The following is a 20,873-nucleotide window of genomic DNA, read 5'->3' as shown; positions in this document are numbered from 1 at the left end:
GCGTATTACTTGGCCGTTGCCGGATGATCTCTACGCCAGAGTGACCATTCATCAATCACTTCCCCGTTGGGTAGTTTACAGTCAGACTTAACACCTTGCGGAGTCTGCACCGCAATCAACGAGCCGCCCTTTTGTTCGCAATACACCGATGCTGGATTCGCCATGCCAACTTTCGGTGGCACAGGCGCTTCCGGTTCCGTGGTACACCCCGCCAGCACCAGCAAGCCGGGCAAAACAATAGATGCCAGTTTCATATTTACTCCTGTTAAAAACCTTATCCTGGCAGGTTACCCCGACTTTCCATCTATCTCCATGTTTTCCTGCCAGCTATCCATTTTATGTTTACATTCTGAGCTGGATGGCGTGTTTCATCTTTCACCTTGATGTTCTATCATGCGGGCAACGTCAGCCCAGTCATTACTCAGGAGCATTTACATCTCATGTCGGACATGATCCTTGCCAGAGTCTCACAATCCTTAGCCACGGAGCAGTCTGTTGAAAGTCTGGTTCGGCAACTTCTGGAGATGCTGGAGATGGTGACTGAGATGGAATCGACCTACCTGACCAAGGTCGATCTGGATGCCCGTCTGCAGCATATTCTGTATGCGCGTAATAGCCGCCAAATGCAGATCCCCGAAGGGCTTTCCGTGCCGTGGGATGAAACGCTGTGCAAACGCGCTATTGAGGAAAACTGTCTGTACAGTGACAACGTGCCCGCACGCTGGCCGGAATGTACCGCCGCTCGCGCACTGGACATCACCACCTTTCTGAGCACTCCCGTTCATCTTCCTGACGGAACGTTTTACGGTACACTCTGCGCTACCAGCCGCCGCCAGCAGGCATTGAGCCAACGTGGAGAACAAGTATTACATCTGTTTGCCGGTCTGATCGCCCAGTCGATTCAAAAAGAGTCGTTGGTTGCTCAGTTACGTGAAGCGAACGCTGCGCTGATTGCTCACTCCTACACCGATGCCCTGACCGGTTTACCGAATCGGCGCGCAATATTTGAAAATGTGGAAACCCTTTTTTCGCTTGCCCGCCATCTCAGGCAGAAGATAGTTGTCGCCTATATCGATTTGGATGATTTCAAACTGATTAATGACCGCTTTGGCCACGAGGTTGGTGACCAGTTCCTGATCCAGATTGGGCAGCGCCTGCTCCGTGAATGTAATGATAATGACATTCTCGGTCGACTGGGCGGTGACGAATTTTTAGTCGTTCGCCTGTCAGCGGAAGATGAACTTGATCAACTTATGCGTCTGCAGCAGGTGAAAAATCAGCTGCAACAGCAGATTTGCGGTGACTACCACCTGGGTGACATTCATCTGTTTTATCCTGGTGCCAGTCTGGGTGTGGTGGAAATTGATCCGCTGGAGACTGATGTAAACTGTGCGCTTCATCTTGCAGACAGCGCAATGTATCAGGATAAAAAGCGTCAGGATAAAACCCCTTTTGTCGTACATTAAGCCCTGCTATGCTGGCTCGTCTTTAAATAACTCTGGTAGATAATCGTATGCGACTCGGTATTATTTTCCCTGTCATTATTTTCATTTCCGCTGTCGTTTTCTTATCCTGGTTTTTTATTGGCGGCTACGCTGCGCCGGGAGCATAACGATGAAAAAAACAACGATTATTATGATTGGCGTGGCGATCATCGTGGTTCTGGGCACGGAACTGGGGTGGTGGTAACCAAAATAAAGGCCACTTATCAGTGGCCTCTATTATCTGCATGTTTAGTTAGCTTTTGATTTTTCTATAGATAAACAACACCACAATCGCACCGATAACCGCTACGACGAAACTGCCGAAGTTGAAACCATCAACTTTACCAAAACCAAAGAAGGTACTGATCCAGCCACCCACTACCGCACCGACAACCCCTAAGATAATGGTCATAAAGAATCCGCCGCCATCTTTACCCGGCATAATCCATTTTGCCAAAATCCCAGCGATAAGACCGAAAACCACCCATGAAATAATGCCCATAATTTTCCTCACTTATGTTTTTAAATTAACGATTCGCTCGTTGTATAAAAGCATAGCATAGCGCTGAAAAATTAAAATTTGTGATCGTCATCACTTCATATTTTCATCTTTTTCCGATGTTTCATAAGGTTATGACTGCTGACCGACAGGCTAAATTTTTGCCGCTCCTCGTCATTAATGTCGAATCGTCAGTCATTATGCTTAACTCTTTTGCCGTCAGCCCCGTTATTGCTGGGTTTTCACTTCTGGCACACTTTATGCTTAAACAACCCGTCGCTACGACAAATCGTAGTCCGCGGTGCTTATCGCGCGGCTGCGTCTACAATTCGCGCTATTTCAGCATTTAACAGGTCTGTTATTGATGAAAAAAATCACCAGTGTTTGCCCATACTGTGGGGCCGGGTGCAAGCTCAAGCTTGTTGTCGAAAATAACAAAATCATCCGCGCCGAAGCCGCAGAGGGTGTAACGAACCAAAATCAGTTATGCCTGAAAGGCTATTATGGTTGGGACTTTCTTAACGACACACGCCTTCTGACTCCCCGTCTGACTCGCCCGATGATCCGTTATGAAAAAGGTGGCAAATTCACGCCCGTTAGCTGGGATGAAGCCATTCGTTACACCGCAAAACGCCTGTCTGAAATCAAAAATACCTATGGCCCTCGCGCCATCATGACTACCGGCTCTTCCCGGGGAACCGGAAATGAAACTAACTACGTGATGCAAAAATTCGCACGTGGCGTACTTCATACCAATAATGTCGATTGTTGTGCCCGCGTCTGTCACGGTCCTTCCGTTGCCGGGTTACAAGAAACATTAGGCAATGGCGCCATGAGCAATTCCATCAGCGACATTGAAAACTCAAAATGTCTGCTGATCTTTGGTTATAACTGCGCCGACTCGCACCCGATCGTAGCCCGCCGGGTAATTAAAGCTCGCCAGAACGGTGCAAAAATCATTGTCTGCGACCCACGTCGTATTGAAACCGCCCGTATTGCTGACCAACATTTGCAGTTGAAAAATGGTTGCAACATGGCGCTGGTTAATGCCTTCGGTCATGTTCTTATCGAAGAGCAACTCTACGATCGCGAGTATGTGCAAAAGCATGCGGAAGGGCTGGAAACATACTGGGAAACCGTTAAGGACTATGCGCCTGAAGCCGTTGAACATTTGACCGGCGTTCCCGCACAGCAGGTTCGTCAGGCAATGCGTACATTTGCCGCAGCACCATCGGCAACCGTAATGTGGGGGATGGGCGTCACCCAGTTTGGTCAGGCCGTTGATGTGGTTCGCGGTTTGTCGAGCCTGGCGTTGTTGACCGGGAATCTGGGTCGCCCTAACGTCGGCGTTGGTCCGGTGCGCGGGCAAAATAACGTGCAGGGTGCGTGCGATATGGGGGTACTACCTAACCAATTCCCGGGGTATCAGGACGTGACCGATTCCGCCGTCAGGGAAAAATTCGCCAGCGCATGGGGCATTGACGTTAATCAGATGGATGACAAGGTTGGAACGCGCATCACTGAAGTTCCGCATCTGGCTCTCGAAGGCAAAATAAAAGCCTACTACATCATGGGAGAGGATCCGCTGCAAACCGAGGCCGACCTGGGCCTGGTTCGGGAAGGGTTTAACGCGCTCGATTTTATCGTCGTGCAAGACATCTTCATGACTAAGACAGCGGAAATGGCCGACGTCCTCCTGCCCGCCACCTCATGGGGCGAACATGGCGGCGTATTTACCTGCGCCGATCGCGGCTTCCAGCGTTTTGAGAAAGCGATTGAGCCCACCGCTGATGTGAAACGTGACTGGGAGATCATCAGCCTTTTGGCCAGCGAAATGGGCTATCCAATGCAGTATCAAAATAACCAGCAAATCTGGGATGAGATGCGCGAGCTGTGCCCGCTGTTCTACGGCGTGACCTATGAGAAAATGGGGGAAATGGGGCATGTTCAGTGGCCGTGCCCCGATCTCGATAGTCCTGGTACGCCGTACCTTTACGCGCACAGCCAGTTTGATACCGCCAACGGCAAAGGCAAACTGTTTGCCGCACCGTGGCGAGCGCCCGCAGAAGTTCCGGATGACAATTATCCGCTGGTACTGTGTACCGTGCGTGAAGTTGGGCATTACTCCTGTCGCTCGATGACCGGTAACTGCGCAGCGTTACAAGCGTTGGCTGATGAACCAGGATATGTGCAAATCAATACCCATGATGCCGAAAAACTGGGTATCCGTCATCGTGATCTGGTGTGGGTCAGCTCGCGTCGGGGTAAGGTCATCAGCCGTGCGGATGTATCCGAGCGTATCAATTCCGGAACGGTGTATATGACCTATCAATGGTGGATTGGTGCATGCAACGAGTTGACCCAGGATAACCTCGATCCAATCTCGAAAACGCCGGAAACCAAATATTGTGCCGTAAATATCGAGCACATTAGCGATCAGAGATGGGCTGAAAAGTATGCCGCTCAATCGTATAGCGACATGAAATCGCGCTTATGTGAGGCCATTGCGTAATTCCCCACCATCGCCACCTGAGTCTGGATACCCAGACTCAGGTTTTATCTCATTACTTTACCAGGTGTGGTTCACTGAAGCGGATGGAGGCAGATTCCTCCTGCATATCCCGCTGCATAAAACCGAGGTTCATCAGAAACAGGCCAGCCATAAACGGCAGTTCGTACAATTCTTCAATCATATCGCCATATTGGACATTGTGCAGGAAGATGGGAGCCAGCAGACGATGATGCTCTACCGTATCGGAAATCAAAAATGCGCAGGCGGTGATCGCCAGCAGCCAGAGCGGTAGCTGTTCATTACGCACGCGTCGGACAATATCCAGGCGTAAGCGCTTCGACAACAGCACCGGCAGAATAATCATGGAAATCATTACAACAGAGATAGCTCTGAACAGAAGTTTAGGCTGCTCCGGGAAATAGTCACGGCCCCAACTGGTGCTTCTCCCCAGCAATACCAACCACCACACGGCTGCCCAAAGCCAAAATTGCTTCTCGCCTTCAGGGCGTGATAAAGGCCGGATATAGCCAAGGGTAAATACGGCACCAAACAGTAGCCATAGCGCCTGCCCATTTTCGATCCATCTGACGACAGTGCCGTTAAGCAGCGGAAGATTCCAGTTCGCGGTGAACGGGATCGCCACAATGACCAGTCCTAGAATAAGTGTGGGGAATGTAATTTGGGTATTCAGTTTCATAAGCGCGATGTTCTGTATTGTTACTGTTTTGCGATCATAACTCCTGTGAATGATCGACAATTAGCATTCAATGCGAATTTCTTAAGGTATTCTTAAGGAATCTTTTTTCGGACATCACTACGTTCAACACAAATAAAAAAACCGCACGGCGCCGTCAAAACGCTGTGCGGTTAGTACATTAAAATTCTGTGTATTCAATCAGTAAGAGTATTTAACGCCTACCATCCGCAGACTTCATGCTCATTCTCGGTATCGTACGAACGAACGGTATTGACCAAGTCTTTGACCACTTCTGCTGCCACATCCGGCACCAGTAATGTCATCGGCGCTTCTGTTTCATAATCAACAGAAACACCGTTACTGTTATTGGTCACGGTTACGGTATAGGTTGCTTTGCCCATGATTTACTCCTTGCCGGTGCGCACGACTTTTCGTTGATTTGCACTCTCCATCAGAACTTCCGGGGCAACGAAAAAATCGATATTAAAGTAAGTGTCGTCGGTCATCACTTCGATGTTATGCCATTTTTCCGGCGGAAAAACGCCAAACTGACCGGCTTCAATAACCATCACCTCTACTGGCTCCGGACTGTGTTCATCGGCGTATCCGAGATATTTGACCGCCCCCTGCATAACAGAAAGTCGTGGATAAACCCCAGCACGAGTTCCTTTATCAAGGTGGCGTTCGAAAATTCCGGCAGGCGCAGTTTCTTTGTTCCAGAATGGTGTAGAACGTGTATGGATATGATTCTGTGGAATTTGAAGCATTTTTCTTCCCTTTTCCAGTCGACAACCAGCGAGTCTTATTGAATCGCTGCTGTACACAGGGTACGCCTCAAAATATACATTTAAAATACCATTTATTGGTTATAACCCTACAATTACAAATGAAAAGCAAAGCGTCATATTGAAGGCCCGCCGCAACCAGCGGGCCGATAGCATCACGACTGAAGCGTGGCCAGACGAGCGGCAAAACCAACGAAAATCAGGCCGATTAGGGAATTACCCACTTTGGCCAGTTTTTTCTTCGTGCGAATATACTGTGTCACGAACGCGCCGGAGAAAATAAGGAAGCTCAGATAGAAAAAGCTCACTACTTCAAGCGTAATGGCCAAAATAAAGAATGACAGCCCTGAGTGCGGTGCATTGACATCAATAAACTGCACGAAGAACGAAACATAAAACAAAATAGCTTTGGGATTCGTCAGGCTTAGAATTAATGCTCGCTTAAAAATAGCGCCAAACGGGACTTCCTCGGCCGCAGCATCGCTTGCTTTCGATTTCAGTGTCGCATACAGGATCTTCGCACCAAGGTACAGCAGATAAAACGCGCCAAGATAGCGAACAATATTGAACAAAACGGGCGTTGTTTTGATCAATGCGGCAACACCGGCATAGGCCAAAAACATCAACACGGCATCACCGATAAACACACCGCTTGCGGCGAGATAACCACCCTTCACTCCCCGACCGACGCTGTTCTTCAACACAAATATCGTATTTGGCCCCGGTACCAACACGATAAAAATGGCTCCCACCAGATACGTCCAGTAATTCAGAACTCCATACTCTGCGAACACGTTAACCTCTTCCTGAAAAAACACATGCACTTGCTGCGATACAATATGCTAACGAATGCATCGGGTGATGGAAAGAGAAGGTTATGAATTAAAAAACCCGCCACTGGTGACGGGTGTGTACAGATAAGGCTAGCCCGGATTAATGGTGCAGCATCTCATCCACAACCTCTTCTCCCTTCAACTGATAAGGGTAATAGGTAGGCCAGTTTTCCATCTCTTCAAGCAAGGCTGCCTGCGAGGTATTTCCCATAAAGATATGGAAGTGGCTCGATTTACGCGGAGCGATAATATGATCGCTAAATTGCACATATTTAGGCGCTTTGCTGTCAGCAGCTTTACACTCAAACAGATACCGTACACCTTTCTTGCCTGATTTATAATTCAGGATTTTATATCCGGCGTAGTCGTATTTACATGATGCAACCTGATTCCCGGTATGAAACTCCATCACGCCATTTTCAATACCGATAGTGTCTACGTTGGTTGCATAGCCTGTACGGTAATACGCTTTGATTTGTTCTGCCGTTTTGCTTTTATCTTTCTCCGCTTTCTTTTTGAATACTGGGTCAAGTTCGCCGCTGACCAGATACGGATAAACAGATTGCCACATGCCATCCCAGTCGGTCAGCGCCCTGTTCTGCACCTGGTTATCATCAAATACCCCTTCCGACGCCTTTTGTTCTGCTTCACTCATTGGCGCACCATGGGAATGATGACCATGCGCCAGAACCGAACTACTGACTAAAAGCATCCCCAGAGCGATTGTCAGTTTTTTAAAACGAATAGCCAAAATTTCACCCTCAAATCATTTGCGAGTGAGGTGTTATAATATAACATAACATTTAAATCAACGGCGTTGTGAAGCATTTAACCGCTCTGGTGCGCGATTTTCCAACGGCTGTCAAAATGGGCCTGATACTGCGCAACAACGGCAGGTTCGTCACGAATAACTAACACATTTTCAGAGTTGGCAAATTCTGCGGATTTGGCAAAGTTGAATGAACCGGTTTCCAGCGTGTCGCCATCAATAATCATTACCTTGTCATGCTGGATGTGGTAGTGACCATCCAGTTGCACATCAACCCCATTCGCGGCAGCAAACGCGATGGCCTTCTGGCTAACCTTGCCCTCATTACGTTTCTTATCGATAACAGCCCGAACCACTACGCCTCTCTTTTCAGCGTTTACCAAGGCCTGAACAATATCTGCAGACTGAAATGAATAAGCCATCATATCGATGCTGTGCTGCGCATGGTTAATTGAATCCAGCACTAAAGCCCGAGCCGACCCTTCCGGTGAAAAACCCACCTGAATGGAAGCATGTGCTGCAAAAGCACCCGCCCCGTACATTAGCGCAGCCACAGCGATAGTTTTTACGATCACGTTAGTTATTTGCCTGAAATGCGAAAGAGACCTAAGAGAGTAGCGCTCGCGTGCAGATCTGATCAAGCAGCGCCTGCTGATGACTGATAATGAGCATACCCAATGGTCGACGCTGAGATTCTTCAAGCAGCAGCGCCCAGATATCCCGTTGAATAGAAGGATCAAGCTGGGCAGTAATTTCATCAGCAATAAGAAAACGTGTCCGCGGGTCCAGCGCGCGAAGTAAAGCAATTCGCGCCAGTTCACCACCAGAAAGTTGTCCGGGACGGCGGGTTAACCACTCTGGATTGATGTGAAGACGGGTAAGCATTGCAGCATCCGGTCGCCATGCATCATGCACCGCATCACCGGTGCTGCGTCGGGGGTTAAAAGTTAATTCTGGATGCTGTGGCACCAGTTGCACCGGACAATACTGGTGCATCGGCAACGGTTGGTCATCAATCAGAATGTCACCGGAAGTTGGTTTCTGCCAGCCCGCCAGCACGCGTCCCAGCGTCGTTTTGCCAGTTCCACTGGGCGCACAAATCCCAATACGTTCTCCAGGGCGTAGAGAAAAGGTCAGATTTTGCCACAGAACCTTTTCCCCCTGACGGATTGTTACATCACGACAGCACAGCATCGCGCTCTCCAAAAAGTTGATTTCTTTCAGGCAGCGCCCGCCATTGTCGTTGCAGGTGTTCGCTAATCTCTCCGCGTAACAGCTGTTCCCGGCTGACGTTATCCGACACCCTTCCCTGATGCAGCGCGACAATACGATCCGCATGGCGGGCCGCCAGCGTGAGGTCATGTGTTACCCATAAAACGCCAGCCCCTTGCTCACATTGCTCACGCAACTGTTCAAGCAGTTGATTAGCGAGAGGTGCATCAAGCCAGGCGGTAATTTCATCCGCCAGAATATAGCGAGCCTGACTCAGAGACGCATGACAAGCCAGAACACGTTTTGCCATACCGCCTGAAAGCTGACGCGGAAAAGCATCTAATACGCGACTTTCCAGTCGGCTACGCTGGAGCAATCGTTCAATTTTTCCGGCATTCCATTGCTGGTCAGAAAGCTGGCATGCCCTGCGCAGATGCTTTTCAATCGAGAGCAGCGGGTTAAGTGCCTGAATACCTTGCGGGACGTAGCTGAAGGTATTACCACGACATTTGCGAATATCATCACTACCCAGCGTTTTACCTTCCAGGGTAATAACGCCGTTGAAACGCAAATTGTCTGGTAAGAGATCGAGCAGACATTGCAGCAACAGGCTCTTACCTTCGCCACTTCCCCCAACTAGCGCCACCATCTGACCAGGCGCTACGTCGAAAGAGATATCCTGCAACAGCGAAGACCAGTTTTTCGCGCCGTACCAGCGATAACGCGCCACGTCCAGCGAGACCTGCCTTAAACTCAACATGCGTCACCTCGTAACCATAAACGATGCACCGCCCTTGCGAGCTGATCGAATAACATCACCAGACTGAACAGCATCAGTCCTGGAAACAGCACTAACCACCAATCACCATGACTGATAAACCTCAGCGCATCCGCCAGCAGCAGGCCCAGCGACGGTTCATGCGGTGCCAGTCCAAAACCGAGGAAGCTTAACGCCGCGCTGTGCAACACCGCATGGGGAAACATCAGCAATGTCCCGGTTAACCACTGGGGTAACAACGCCGGTAGATAGTGATGCCGCCAGCAGTAAAAATGGCCGTGTCCCAGACGCCAGGTCAACGTCAGATAGTCACTGTGGGCCACGCGCTGCGCTTCAGCACGCAGGATCAGCGCCAGACGCGGCCAGTGCGTTAGTGCAACCGCCATGATTACCCCGTTTTTCCCGCCGCCCAGCGTAAAACAGATCAAAATAAGCAACAGCAGATGCGGCATCGACAGCATGGCATCAGTTATAAGGCGCATAAGCACATCCAGACGCGGATGTATGCGCGAAACCGCCGCCATCATTAACGCAATTAAGCCACTGCACAACGCCGCACCAATACCAATTTGCAGACTGGTTAGTGCACCCTGAAAACAACGGATCCACAGATCGCGACCGAGGTTATCGGTGCCAAACCAGTACATCGCATCAGGTGGAAGATGACGAGCAAGCAGATTAACGCTCAACGGGTTATCCAGCATTGCGGCACCATACACTGCAATGAATAACAGGCAGCTAAAAGAGAATAAAAGACGAATTAGCGTCGGCGTCGGGTTATAGAGCATCAGGTCGCTCCAGAGCACGGTTCAACATACGGACAAGCCAGGTAGACAGCGAGTTGCCAATGAACACCAGTACGGTACTGAACAACACAATCCCCATCAGTAACGGCAGATCGCCGCGTAACCCGGCATCAATGGTGGCCTGCCCCAGTCCTGGATAAGCAAAGACTTTTTCGGCCAATAGTGCACCTCCCAACAGTTCTCCCAGTGAGGCAAACTGCAAACACAGCGCAGGCGTAATTGCATGACGCAGAACCTGATGGCGTAACAGTGACCAGCCTTTATCTCCCTGGGAACGTGCAAAACGGACAAATTCGCTTTTCATTACGCTGGCGATGCTTTCCCGCGTGTGAAGCGTAATTTGCCCCAGCCCCAGCAAACTGAGCGCGCAAACGGGGAGCACCAGATGACGCAGACGCTCGGTCAGCGTCGCCATATCGCCGCTGTTGCCCGGCTCCCACGCGCAGCAGACCGGAAATACCGGCCAGCGCACGGCAAATAACGCCAGCAGCAACATGCCAATCCAGAAGGTCGGCAGCGAAGAAAGCAGATAGCTGAGGCGACAGATTGCTTTGTCCGGCCAGCGATTCAGGTAGCGACCCGCGACAAACCCCATTGCCGTTCCCAATATGCCGGAGAGTAGCCACGCGCCGCCAAGCAGCGCAAATGAGGTGGAAAAGCGTTCCTTGATCACGCTGGCAACCGGCGCATTAAACAACATGGAATAGCCGAGATCGCCCTGCAATACACGAACAAACCAGTGACCAAAACGCTCCCATAGCGGCTGGTCCAATCCCCAGCGAGCAGCAATGCGTGCATATTGCTCCGGCGGCACATGCAGGAGATCATTGCCGATATAAGCGCGAATCGGATCGACTGGAGAAAAACTGAGCAGCACAAAAGTGCCAGCCGCAACCAGCACTAATAGCACAATCAGCCGTAGAAAATGGCCCACAACAGACTTCATCAACGGCAGGTCCAGGTCCATTCGTCCAGATTATTGAGTAGTGACCAGCTACCGTGAATCTCCGGTGCGCCTTTGCCTAAATCAATACACGGATTTGCCAGATAAGTGTGCTGAATATTCAGCAGCCATGCCCAGGCAGCATCGCCCTGCACGCCAGCCCCTTGCTTACCATCCCACTCCACCTGTTGCCAGAAAGGTAACGCCTTTTGCCAGTCTGGGGCGTCGATAGCCTGTTTAAGGTGCTGTTCAACAACAGGATTGCTGTAATAGCCTGGGTTATAATATTCCACGCCCGCGGCCTGATTACTGTAATGATGGAAAAGCTCCATCGGATCCAGGCTTCCCCAACCAAATAACGTCGGGTTCGCATGCATATGACGTTCAACAGTTTCCCAGCTTCCTGACTGTAGTGATACCTGAATGCCCACCGGCTCCAGCATTGCGCGAACAGCTTCGGCTAAATCCCGGCGCGTACTGTCACCGCTGGCGTACCATAAAGTCAGTCGAGCCTCTTTGCCGTCTTTCACTCGTACGCCATCTTTACCCACCTTCCAGCCGGCTTCTTCCAGAATCGTGCGTGCTTTTTCGCTGTCACCATCTTTGAACGCAACGGATTGCCCCTGCCACGGCAGCCCCTGCACTGCGCTATACGCAGGAATCGCATGACCTTCCATGACCTGATCGGCAAGCTGCTTACGGTCGATGGCATAGTTGATGGCGCGCCTGATGGCAACATCGGCAGTGATATCGTTCCCAATCGGATAGCCATTGGCATCTTTTTTACCTGTAGGAACCATCGGGAACACAATGCCCCGGTTTTCCACGCTATCGCGTACCCAAAGTTTCAAATTTGTCTGCTGAGGAGCGACCGCCATCGACGGCGCGATACGTACGAGTCCCAGTTGGCCACTGCGCGCTGCGGCATAAGCGTTATCTTCATCAAGGAAGACAAACACCAGCTTACTGAAATCATTTTTCTTACCGGCATACCAGGGGTTAGCCTCCACGATCAACTGCTGTCCCGGCTGAAAACTCACCAGCCGATAAGGACCCGCGCCAATCGGATTTTTGGCAAATGTTTTTTCGTCATACCGTTTCGCCGGAACAATACCCAAAGAACCCAGCACATTCACAAAGGTGCTCTGTGGGCTATTTAGCGTAATTTCTACCGTACGGTTATCTTTCAGGCTGGCATGGGTGAAGTTTCCCATGTCGATTTTACCGCCGCTTTTTGCTGCTTTGTTATAGGTGAACACCACATCTTCAGCGGTTAGCGGGGAACCATCAGAGAATTTAAGGTCAGGTTTTAACGTCAATATCCAGGTTTTGCCGTCTGCGCTGGTCTCTACTTTTTCCGTCAGCAGGTTTCCCCAGCTCATATCTGCATTTTGTTTTAATAATGGTGCATGCAAAAGCAAATAGCTGCCATGACTCCAGCCCAGCATCGGGTCAAACCCTTCCGTTGGTTCTGGTCCAATTGCCAGTTTTAACGTCTGCCCTTCGCTCGCATTTTGCGCGGCAAGAAGTGGTGAGGTTAATGCGAGAGTCAATGCGCACGTAAGCAGTGCCAGCTTGCCTTTGATCATTATGTTATCCAGATTTACGTTATTTTTATGCCGCATAACGATTTACCGTCGTTAAGCAGTCTCCTGGGGAAGGGATTATGGCGGACAGAAATGACGAAAAAAATGATGCGGCGCAGAAAAGTATGACGATTTTCTAAAATTATCATACTTTTTTCTGATACTCCGTTATGAGTACGATGTGAATCTCAGAAAATAGATTAATCCCTCGCCATTTATTCACAGAAATATTAATCCCGAACTAATAATTGCCTATGCGGACTATTGTCCCTTCCTGCTAATTCCTTATCTAAAACTCATGACAATTTATGTATATTTATTCAAGAAAAACACCAGAAGTGACAAGTTATGTAAATTTGTAATGATAATTATTTGTATTATCATTTCCATCAATTATCTTACTGCCTTTGAATTTTTAACAAAGGAAGTTTGACTATGCGTTTAAAACCTGTTGCCTCTGTCGTTCTGTCCTGTTTAGGATTTTCCAGCCCCCTGGTATTTGCTGAAGATGTCATGGTGGTAACCGCTTCCGGTTATGAAAAGAAAATCACCAATGCCGCCGCCAGCGTCTCTGTTATTTCGCAGCAAGAGTTACAAACCAATAAATATAATGACTTAGGTGAAGCCCTGCGTTCTGTTGAAGGGGTAGATGTTGAAAGCAGCACCGGTAAAACCGGCGGTCTGGAGATCAGCATCCGTGGCATGCCTGCCAGCTATACCTTGATCCTGATTGACGGTATTCGTCAAAACGGCAGCAGCGACGTAACGCCAAACGGTTTCTCTGCCATGAATACCAGCTTTATGCCCCCGCTGGCGGCAATCGATCATATTGAGGTGATCCGCGGCCCGATGTCGACACTTTATGGGTCCGACGCAATCGGTGGCGTGGTGAATATCATCACCAAAAAAAGCACCGATAAATGGAGCACTTCCATCAATACCGGCGTTAACCTGCAAGAGAGTAATAAATGGGGTAACAGTACGGTCGCCAACTTCTGGTCAAGCGGCCCGTTGATTGCGGGCGTACTGGATATGCAGGTTCGGGGGAGCACAACCCAACGTCAGGGTTCCAGCGTCACCTCCCTCAGCGATACCGCCTCCACCCGCGTACCTTATCCTACCGAATCGGAAAACTATAATATTGGCACGCGCCTCGACTGGAAAACCAATGAGAACAATACGCTGTGGTTAGATCTCGACTCCGCCAGACAGCGCTATGACAACGATGACGGGCAGTTGGGCAACCTGACAGGGGGGTATGATAAAACGCTACGCTATGAGCGTAACAAAGTGACCCTCGGCCACGATACAGCCTTAACGTTCGGCACCTGGAAATCCTCCCTCGGCTGGAATGAAACCGAAAACAAAGGCCGGCAATTGGTATCTTCCGCACTCACGCCAGAGAACGCTGGCCGGGCCGGTGACGCACGTGAACTGAAGAACACCAACGTCATTCTTGACTCAGTGCTGCTGACGCCATTAGGTGATTCGCACCTCTTAACCCTTGGCGGAGAATTCTGGGATGCCCGGATGAAAGATGGTGTGGTACTGGCCAATACCGGCGAGACGTTCCATCAAAAAACGTGGGCAGCCTATGCGGAAGATGAATGGCATATTCTCGACTCGCTGGCCTTAACCGCAGGAACACGCTATGAGCATAACGATGTCTTTGGCGGTCATCTCAGCCCACGAGCCTATATGGTATGGGACGTTTCCGACGCCTGGACGTTCAAAGGTGGCGTGACGACAGGTTATAAAGCACCATCACTAAGCCAGTTGCATAACGGGATCAGCGGTGTAACCGCGCAGGGAACGGTGAATACGGTCGGTAACCCGGACCTCAAACCTGAGGAAAGTATCAGCTACGAAACCGGGCTGTATTACGAGAACGACGCCGGGCTTAACGCCAACATTACCGGCTTCTATACCGAATACAAAAATAAAATTGTCTCATATTCTATCGATGATAATACCAACAGCTATACCAACAGCGGCAAGGCGAGGACCGATGGCGTTGAATTTGCCAGCACCTTCCCTCTTTGGTCGGATGTGCTGACCTTATCTCTCAACTATACCTACACTCAGAGCAAGCAAAAAGATGGTGACAATAAAGGCGCGCCATTAAGTTACACCCCAAAACATATGGCTAATGCCCGCCTGAACTGGCAGGCAACGGAAGATATGAACGCCTGGTTAAGCGCACGTTATCGCGGCAAAGCCCCACGCTTTACCGAAAATTACGACAACCTTAGCGCGGTACAAAAGGCCGTCTATGACGATAAAGGCGCTGATTTAAAAGCCTGGACCGTTGTCGATATGGGGATGTCTTATAAGCTGACCAAAGATCTGACGCTTAATACGGCGGTTAATAACGTGCTGGATAAAGACTTTAGTGAGGTCAAATTGTATCAGGTGGGGCGTAATAGTACTTACGCAGGTGATTACTATCAAACGGCGCAATCCACCACTGGGTACGTAAACCCTGGTCGTAACTACTGGGTATCTTTAAATTATCAGTTCTAATTTTATAAGATCCTGCTGGTCGGGGCACACTAATACCCCGACCAGCAGAATATTATTGAAAGAAGACACAAGATATAATCAGCAACTTATTTTAACATATAAGAATATTTAAACAATTAATACAGAAACACCCCTTCCTGCACCATTAGATATAATGCCAAAACAATAACCCCGACGATACCGCCTAAAAACAAGACTGCGGCAATCGCAAGCTGGTTGCGATTTGTGTTCTTCACTTTGCTTCGCACATCCAACTTATTTTTCGCCGCTCTATGACTTGAATCACGCTCCATCGCGAATGTTATATCTGCCATACCATTATCCAGTTGCTGTATATGAAAACACAAATAACCACCACATCGATAAGGGTATAGATTTTAACTAACAGAATCTGAGATTTGTCTCACGATAAAGATAATCGTCGGATTTTTGCTACCGAAGCAGATTTCATGCTCACTTTTCATCAATTAGGTTATCTTGTATTTATTCGACAAAAACCTTCACTTTAGGCTTTGACAGCAGAATCATGACGAACTCAGTGAAGGTTACTGGTTTATAGAAATAGTACCCTTGCAGGAAAACAATGTTGTTTTTGTTGAGATAATCAAGCTGAGCCTTTGTTTCAACCCCTTCGGCAACGATGCTTAAAGATAGTTTACGAGCCAGATCGAGGACACAATCTAAAATTCGGGTTGAATCGGGAAGCTCATTTACCCTTCCCACAAAGCTCTGATCGATTTTAATGTAATCAATGTGCAGGTCATGCAAATAAGAAAGCCCAGAATAGCCCGTACCAAAATCATCCAGCGCAATCACAAAGCCATTCTCATGCAGGATATTGAGCCTCTGCACAAGATCTTCATCCACATCTAACGGCTCGCGCTCAGTAACTTCGATTACCAGATTGAGGTCATCGCGGTTAAAACTATCCCTGTAATGCAGGCACTCCTGCACGAATGTAGGGGATGTGATATGGGATGCGCTGAAGTTAATGCCGACATGGAAGCCGGATGGCAGTTTGCTGGCAATGGCGTTCATGTTTTCCGCGACCTGCCTCATCAGGCTTTGAGTTAGTGGCACTATCAGGCCTGATTTTTCAGCGACGGGAATGAAGGAAGCAGGAGAGATATATCCGGCCTTAGGATGTTTCCATCGGGCCAGCACTTCAACACCGCGTAACGTCCCCTCGCGACCATTTACGATAGGTTGATAAAAAGGCACGATCTCTCCTTTTACTATCGCCCTGCGCAACGTTTCTTCAGGGGTATCGTTCTTGTTCAGATACTTATCAATGGCATAAGCGGCGGCGAGCGATATCAGTAGGATAAAAATCAGGATCCCTAAGCCATGCCTGATCAACCTGCTAGCACTAAACAATGGTGGTTCAGCGTAAATGATGCTGAAGGAATATTTCGCGGAATTCACTTGGCCAAACTTCTGCGCATTTGCAGCAACAGGTTTCACATCGCCCAATAAACCGAGTACTGCGTCACCCACAAGCAACGAGTACGTTACTCCCGCTAACGGGACATTCAGTGCCCCTCGGATATGCACGCCACTTATGGTGACGATTATACGGCCTGTGTGAAAACGTGTTTGATACAGCAGAACAGGTATTTCATTCTCGGTATTGCTTGCGGGAGTCAGTTGTAAATTAGTATCAGCTATAACGGGAATATGCTTAAGTAATATCCGATTACCCGGCAAAGAGGTACACCAAACCTTCCCCTGTCGAATAATTATCAGCGTTCGCAAATGGGGTCGGAGCGCAGCTTCGGTTCCAAGTTGGTATTGCCCCTCCAAATCGCATTTTTTTTCAGCGATGTGCATAGCGGTACGGGTTGCCTGGAAAGCTTCATCAAGTATGTTATCCATATTTTTCGCGGCATATCTGGCCCCCCCGAGGGTTTCCATCGAGGAGGAATACCAAAGCTGCATATTAAGAATAAAAACACCGATTAAAAAAAGACACACCGCAGCAGTTACCGGTAAAAGTGCTTTGCGCATTCTCATGTCCTGTGGTGAAAACTGATCAGTCGTTGCGATGAGCATTGACGTGTTCTAATTTATCTCTACAGAGCATGGTAGACAGAAACAAAAGTCGCCATGCGCCCAGTCACATTTCCTCAATAACAACGTAACTTACTAATTTATTGATAAAATCATTACTGAAATTCGCAGTACAAAACCGGCGTTTCACCTCATCCAATTTTGCTATCATAGGAATGCACTAATAAGAGGTAATCAAATGAAAATCTTTATCACTGACAATGACGGGAACCTGATTCCTGTTGACGGAAAAAGCGTTGTCATCGAATTGAATAGTGGCGGAACCATCGAGATCGCCGAGGAGTACAGCCGGGACGATGTTCCTGAAGGCATTAATCTGTGGGGCGGACGAGAACCCTCCCCTTCACTCTCTTTCGAGGAAATCAAAGCCAGAACAGAAGGCCTGGGCGTTTATCCCATCGCAGCCAACGCTCTGCATGTATTTCCGTACAAACTTTCAGCAAAAGAATAATTGCACGCACCGGGTGCGCACGCGTAAATGGGCTGTGCGCAATTGCTCTCATGGCTTTGCTGTCCGCACCAAGAAGTCAGACCAGATTGAAGTGATAAAACCGTTCGTGCACACTATACGCTCTCATGACTAACAATAGGTTATAACCCTGATGGATCAGGTTGATGTTCTTGAAAAGATGTTTGAGCAAGTGAGAAAGGAACATAACTTTCCGTGGTTTTACTCTGAACTAAAACGCCAGAATATTGCTTATTATATTTACTACCTGGCTACTGATAACATCAGAGTTGTGACAGAAAATGATGAAGTAATATTAATAAGAGGGAAAAGAGACTTATTGAAAGTCAGTACAAACAAGAACCCGGAACAAGTAAAAAAAGCAGCCCAGATTCATTATTCCGGGAAATCCACATTTCGTGAATATACTGCAACACTTGTCAATGCTGGCGTTTTCCGATGGGTTACGGATGTCAATGATAACAAACGGCATTACTACTCTGTTGACGATACGCTTTTATACATGGAAGATGTTGAGAACAATAATCCATTAATATAATGATAGTTGAACTAGTAGTCCGATTTCTTCCACTCAGCACCGTAGAAGCTGGCTTAAGGGACAAACCCGCGTGAAGGATCACCACATCGGGCTACAGTCATAGTTAATGCGGAACACTGCGGCGACATAACGCATGATTATGTCATTGTACTGTGCTTAATTGATTGGACACCCAGGTATATGAAATCCGCAATTAAGCTGGCTCAGTTAATTCAGGCATTGCGTCCTGATGTACTCCTGCAGGTAGTTATCTTCGCCGTTTTCTTACCTACCATGTCGACGTAGTAACCTCTGCACCAGAACTCCCTGTTCCTGTATTTAAACTTCATATCACCAAACTGCTCATACAACATCAGACTGCTTTTCCCTTTCAGATACCCCATAAAGCCGGCTACGCTCATTTTGGGCAGGATTTCCATAAGCATATGGATACGATCTGCACAGCACTCCTATTCCAGGATCCGCACGTTTTTCACTCACACAGCTTTCTTAAGATGCTGCCTATCGCCCTACCTTTCTCCCCGTAGAATGCTTGTCTTCGGTATTTGGGCCCAAAAACTATGTGATATTTACAGTTCCATCGGGTGTGCATTAAGTTCTTTTCGTCTCCCATTGGGACCCTCTTTTGATTTCTTGTTTAACCCTTGCTGTTGCCAGACCGCAAGGTGTTTTAACAAATCAAAAGGGGTTTTAATAACTGGCCCAAAGCTGAAAGCTTTCCGGCCCCCCAGCCTAGCTGGGGGGTTTTCTGTGCACAAAAAAACGGGAACCTCTCGGGTCCCGTTCTCATACAACCCAAGATCTGGATTACATGTTTTCGATGATCGCGTCACCAAACTCTGAGCATTTCAGCAGTTTAGCGCCGTCCATCAGACGTTCGAAGTCATAGGTTACGGTTTTCGCGTTAATCGCGCCTTCCATACCTTTAACAATCAGGTCAGCCGCTTCTACCCAACCCATGTGGCGTAACAGTAGTTAGATGATTTAAACATAACCAATTGATAAAAAGACAATTTAACCAGAATTTTGTGTAAATAAAATGTTTATAAGCTTTCACCCAACCTATTGATTATCCATATAAGTTTTTTGGTTTTGATAACCGTTTAGAAGGGAAAAACTACCTGCATCTATCTGCAACTTCACGACAAAGGGATTTTAAATCAGTTGTATTTTGCATACTTATCAGTAGATTGATTTTCTTCGTCAATAACTTACAATTCAGCATCATACAAAATAAAAGCTTACAGATAGCGTCATTCCGTAATGGCGAAGACTTCTTAAGAATATAACGCAAAAACGTGTGCATTTTGTTCGTTTCTTTCTAACCTTCTTGCTTTCATAAACTCAAGAAACTCATCTCTTATAGCATTTTGTACTGCTTATTCTCTAACAATCTTTGCATAGTCAGTCGCTATATTAAACCTCATAAGACTATTTTATTGTGGATAAGAGCATTTACTTCAGTCACCTACCACGATTTTGTATCATACATGCTTATCCCCGTCATGTGGCAATCCCGATCGGGGATGAGTTGAAGCGGACGATTGACGATAATCACTATAACGTAGCTAACACGTTTATCTTTACCAAGTGTAATGCTCAACCACGCAGGCAATTACTTAATAATTGATATAAAGCCTATAAAGCTGTGGCTATGTGGATATCTACACTAGATACCATATCGTTTTTACCAACCAAATTATAAAAACAAGACCACATATCAACATCAACCCTGTGCCTATAAAAGCACCAATGTTAGATAATATATCTTTATTTTTTTCCTTTACAATCTGCTTTTTTCTCTCTGCATAAGCAAAGTCTACTACTTTCACTTTTTGGTCGATATTGAATTGCATGTCAATTGAGTGATTGTACTCTAAATTTACAACTACCTCGTCGTTGATGTTTTCCTGAACAGCGTCACTTGTGATTATTATTTGTTTCTCACCCTGTAACAACACATCATTCTTTTTTACATCTTGTGCATTAATTTCTTTATAATATAACAATTTGAAAACCACCCATTTAAAATTATCTTATATATTTTATTTGCAACATATGCACAAGACATTTTATCTAAATTATACTAGATAGTATATTTATATCTGATTCAAAAAAATATTTCATACATCAAAATTATAGTTACCAGCAAAAACGACTACAGATTTAAAACCTCTTGAATAATTATTCTGGCTCACTCGAAGATCCCCTCCTCTATGGGTAGGGAATTTTGTGGTTATGGTTATCATTACAATTTAGCCTATAGGGCTATTTAGTAGTCATCTTTCAAAAACAATTTCCGCTTCTCATTACCTGTAACTGATTTCCACCCTAGAAAGCTAACAGATCAAGCATGTGGTAGTAGTTCA

At 47.5% G+C, this 20,873-nt stretch carries 23 protein-coding genes and 2 pseudogenes; 7 read left to right on the top strand and 18 right to left on the bottom strand.

Features of this window, described 5'->3' with window-relative positions; translation table 11 throughout:
• Positions 1-5: 5 nt before the first annotated feature.
• The gene (locus tag OGX90_RS10155) at positions 6-254 is read right to left on the bottom strand and encodes a putative hemolysin (protein ID WP_048214378.1); all 249 of its coding nucleotides are present in this window, start codon (positions 252-254) and stop codon (positions 6-8) included.
• Between the two features lie 186 nt (positions 255-440).
• Here OGX90_RS10155 and OGX90_RS10150 point away from each other — a divergent pair, with 186 nt between their 5' ends.
• Genes OGX90_RS10150 through yoaJ form a run of 3 tightly spaced genes read left to right on the top strand, consistent with a single transcriptional unit; the run spans position 441 to position 1,689 of the window.
• Positions 441-1,466 carry a sensor domain-containing diguanylate cyclase gene (locus tag OGX90_RS10150; protein WP_153753277.1) on the top strand — a complete coding sequence of 342 codons (1,026 nt, stop codon included), beginning with the start codon at positions 441-443 and terminating at the stop codon, positions 1,464-1,466.
• A gap of 47 nt (positions 1,467-1,513) precedes the next feature.
• On the top strand, positions 1,514-1,612 hold the full coding sequence (locus OGX90_RS10145) for a YoaK family small membrane protein (protein WP_032941789.1): 99 nt from the start codon (positions 1,514-1,516) through the stop codon (positions 1,610-1,612).
• A 2-nt stretch (positions 1,613-1,614) separates the two neighbouring features.
• On the top strand, positions 1,615-1,689 hold the full coding sequence (gene yoaJ, locus OGX90_RS10140; protein WP_095533175.1) for a protein YoaJ: 75 nt from the start codon (positions 1,615-1,617) through the stop codon (positions 1,687-1,689).
• 48 nt (positions 1,690-1,737) lie between these two features.
• Here yoaJ and OGX90_RS10135 read toward each other — a convergent pair whose 3' ends face one another.
• Positions 1,738-1,986 (bottom strand): GlsB/YeaQ/YmgE family stress response membrane protein, encoded by a 249-nt coding sequence (locus tag OGX90_RS10135; protein ID WP_003832440.1) that lies wholly within the window; start codon positions 1,984-1,986, stop codon positions 1,738-1,740.
• Positions 1,987-2,347: 361 nt separating this feature from the next.
• On the opposite strand from OGX90_RS10135, the gene fdhF reads away from it, so the two are divergent.
• Complete coding sequence (fdhF, locus tag OGX90_RS10130; protein ID WP_204192473.1) at positions 2,348-4,495, top strand: formate dehydrogenase subunit alpha; 2,148 nt, start codon at positions 2,348-2,350, stop codon at positions 4,493-4,495.
• Between the two features lie 52 nt (positions 4,496-4,547).
• Here the strand turns inward: fdhF and OGX90_RS10125 are convergent, their stop codons facing one another.
• The 11 genes from OGX90_RS10125 to OGX90_RS10075 form a co-directional block, all read right to left on the bottom strand.
• Positions 4,548-5,192 carry a hypothetical protein gene (locus tag OGX90_RS10125; RefSeq protein ID WP_174770369.1) on the bottom strand — a complete coding sequence of 215 codons (645 nt, stop codon included), beginning with the start codon at positions 5,190-5,192 and terminating at the stop codon, positions 4,548-4,550.
• A gap of 218 nt (positions 5,193-5,410) precedes the next feature.
• Entirely contained in the window at positions 5,411-5,593 is a 183-nt protein-coding gene (locus OGX90_RS10120) for a DUF1869 domain-containing protein (protein WP_003832433.1), read from the bottom strand.
• Positions 5,594-5,596: 3 nt separating this feature from the next.
• Positions 5,597-5,959: a DUF1971 domain-containing protein YeaR gene (gene yeaR, locus OGX90_RS10115; RefSeq protein WP_003030735.1), complete on the bottom strand. Its 363-nt coding sequence runs from the start codon at positions 5,957-5,959 to the stop codon at positions 5,597-5,599.
• Between the two features lie 173 nt (positions 5,960-6,132).
• Positions 6,133-6,771: a leucine efflux protein LeuE gene (gene leuE / locus OGX90_RS10110; RefSeq protein ID WP_048227040.1), complete on the bottom strand. Its 639-nt coding sequence runs from the start codon at positions 6,769-6,771 to the stop codon at positions 6,133-6,135.
• A 139-nt stretch (positions 6,772-6,910) separates the two neighbouring features.
• Positions 6,911-7,561: a metal-binding protein ZinT gene (gene zinT / locus OGX90_RS10105; protein ID WP_003832427.1), complete on the bottom strand. Its 651-nt coding sequence runs from the start codon at positions 7,559-7,561 to the stop codon at positions 6,911-6,913.
• A gap of 77 nt (positions 7,562-7,638) precedes the next feature.
• Positions 7,639-8,154 (bottom strand): phospholipase D family nuclease, encoded by a 516-nt coding sequence (locus OGX90_RS10100; protein WP_060682333.1) that lies wholly within the window; start codon positions 8,152-8,154, stop codon positions 7,639-7,641.
• A gap of 31 nt (positions 8,155-8,185) precedes the next feature.
• The gene (locus OGX90_RS10095) at positions 8,186-8,773 is read right to left on the bottom strand and encodes an ATP-binding cassette domain-containing protein (protein WP_008784505.1); all 588 of its coding nucleotides are present in this window, start codon (positions 8,771-8,773) and stop codon (positions 8,186-8,188) included.
• Positions 8,757-9,551, bottom strand: coding sequence for an ATP-binding cassette domain-containing protein (locus OGX90_RS10090; protein ID WP_100272597.1), 795 nt, complete (start codon positions 9,549-9,551; stop codon positions 8,757-8,759). The genes OGX90_RS10095 and OGX90_RS10090 overlap by 17 nt, the downstream gene beginning before the upstream one ends.
• Positions 9,545-10,357 (bottom strand): ABC transporter permease, encoded by an 813-nt coding sequence (locus OGX90_RS10085; RefSeq protein ID WP_003832419.1) that lies wholly within the window; start codon positions 10,355-10,357, stop codon positions 9,545-9,547. Before OGX90_RS10085 ends, OGX90_RS10090 begins: the two co-directional genes overlap by 7 nt.
• Positions 10,347-11,321, bottom strand: a complete 975-nt coding sequence (locus tag OGX90_RS10080; RefSeq protein ID WP_048214387.1) for an ABC transporter permease — start codon at positions 11,319-11,321, stop codon at positions 10,347-10,349. The genes OGX90_RS10085 and OGX90_RS10080 overlap by 11 nt, the downstream gene beginning before the upstream one ends.
• Entirely contained in the window at positions 11,321-12,943 is a 1,623-nt protein-coding gene (locus OGX90_RS10075; RefSeq protein ID WP_286623730.1) for an ABC transporter substrate-binding protein, read from the bottom strand. Before OGX90_RS10075 ends, OGX90_RS10080 begins: the two co-directional genes overlap by 1 nt.
• 396 nt (positions 12,944-13,339) lie before the next feature.
• Here OGX90_RS10075 and OGX90_RS10070 point away from each other — a divergent pair, with 396 nt between their 5' ends.
• Complete coding sequence (locus tag OGX90_RS10070; protein WP_286623728.1) at positions 13,340-15,427, top strand: TonB-dependent receptor; 2,088 nt, start codon at positions 13,340-13,342, stop codon at positions 15,425-15,427.
• Positions 15,428-15,543: 116 nt separating this feature from the next.
• On the opposite strand, the gene OGX90_RS10065 is transcribed toward OGX90_RS10070, so the two are convergent.
• A complete protein-coding gene (locus tag OGX90_RS10065) occupies positions 15,544-15,741 on the bottom strand; it encodes a hypothetical protein (RefSeq protein WP_071444734.1) in 198 nt (65 codons plus the stop codon).
• A 169-nt stretch (positions 15,742-15,910) separates the two neighbouring features.
• Entirely contained in the window at positions 15,911-17,434 is a 1,524-nt protein-coding gene (gene pdeG, locus OGX90_RS10060) for a cyclic di-3',5'-guanosine monophosphate phosphodiesterase PdeG (RefSeq protein ID WP_267452367.1), read from the bottom strand.
• Positions 17,435-17,675: 241 nt separating this feature from the next.
• Between pdeG and OGX90_RS10055 the strand changes: the two genes are divergently transcribed.
• Complete coding sequence (locus OGX90_RS10055) at positions 17,676-17,948, top strand: hypothetical protein (RefSeq protein WP_063941461.1); 273 nt, start codon at positions 17,676-17,678, stop codon at positions 17,946-17,948.
• Between the two features lie 151 nt (positions 17,949-18,099).
• Entirely contained in the window at positions 18,100-18,504 is a 405-nt protein-coding gene (locus tag OGX90_RS10050) for a DUF1398 family protein (protein WP_103285070.1), read from the top strand.
• Between the two features lie 248 nt (positions 18,505-18,752).
• On the opposite strand, the pseudogene tnpA reads toward OGX90_RS10050, so the two are convergent.
• The 3 genes and pseudogenes from tnpA to OGX90_RS10035 all read right to left on the bottom strand — a co-directional run.
• Positions 18,753-19,117 (bottom strand): annotated as a pseudogene (tnpA, locus tag OGX90_RS10045) (IS200/IS605 family transposase); the annotation flags it as partial.
• 194 nt (positions 19,118-19,311) lie between these two features.
• Positions 19,312-19,479, bottom strand: a pseudogene (locus OGX90_RS10040) (isocitrate/isopropylmalate family dehydrogenase); the annotation flags it as partial.
• Positions 19,480-20,168: 689 nt separating this feature from the next.
• Positions 20,169-20,513: a hypothetical protein gene (locus OGX90_RS10035; RefSeq protein ID WP_146040267.1), complete on the bottom strand. Its 345-nt coding sequence runs from the start codon at positions 20,511-20,513 to the stop codon at positions 20,169-20,171.
• Positions 20,514-20,873: the final 360 nt, after the last annotated feature.

Source organism: Citrobacter sp. Cpo012, assembly GCF_030333015.1.
In the GTDB taxonomy this organism is placed as follows: Bacteria; Pseudomonadota; Gammaproteobacteria; order Enterobacterales; family Enterobacteriaceae; genus Citrobacter; species Citrobacter portucalensis.
Note: the sequence above shows the minus strand (reverse complement) of the source record. Positions and strands in the feature narration are given on the sequence as shown.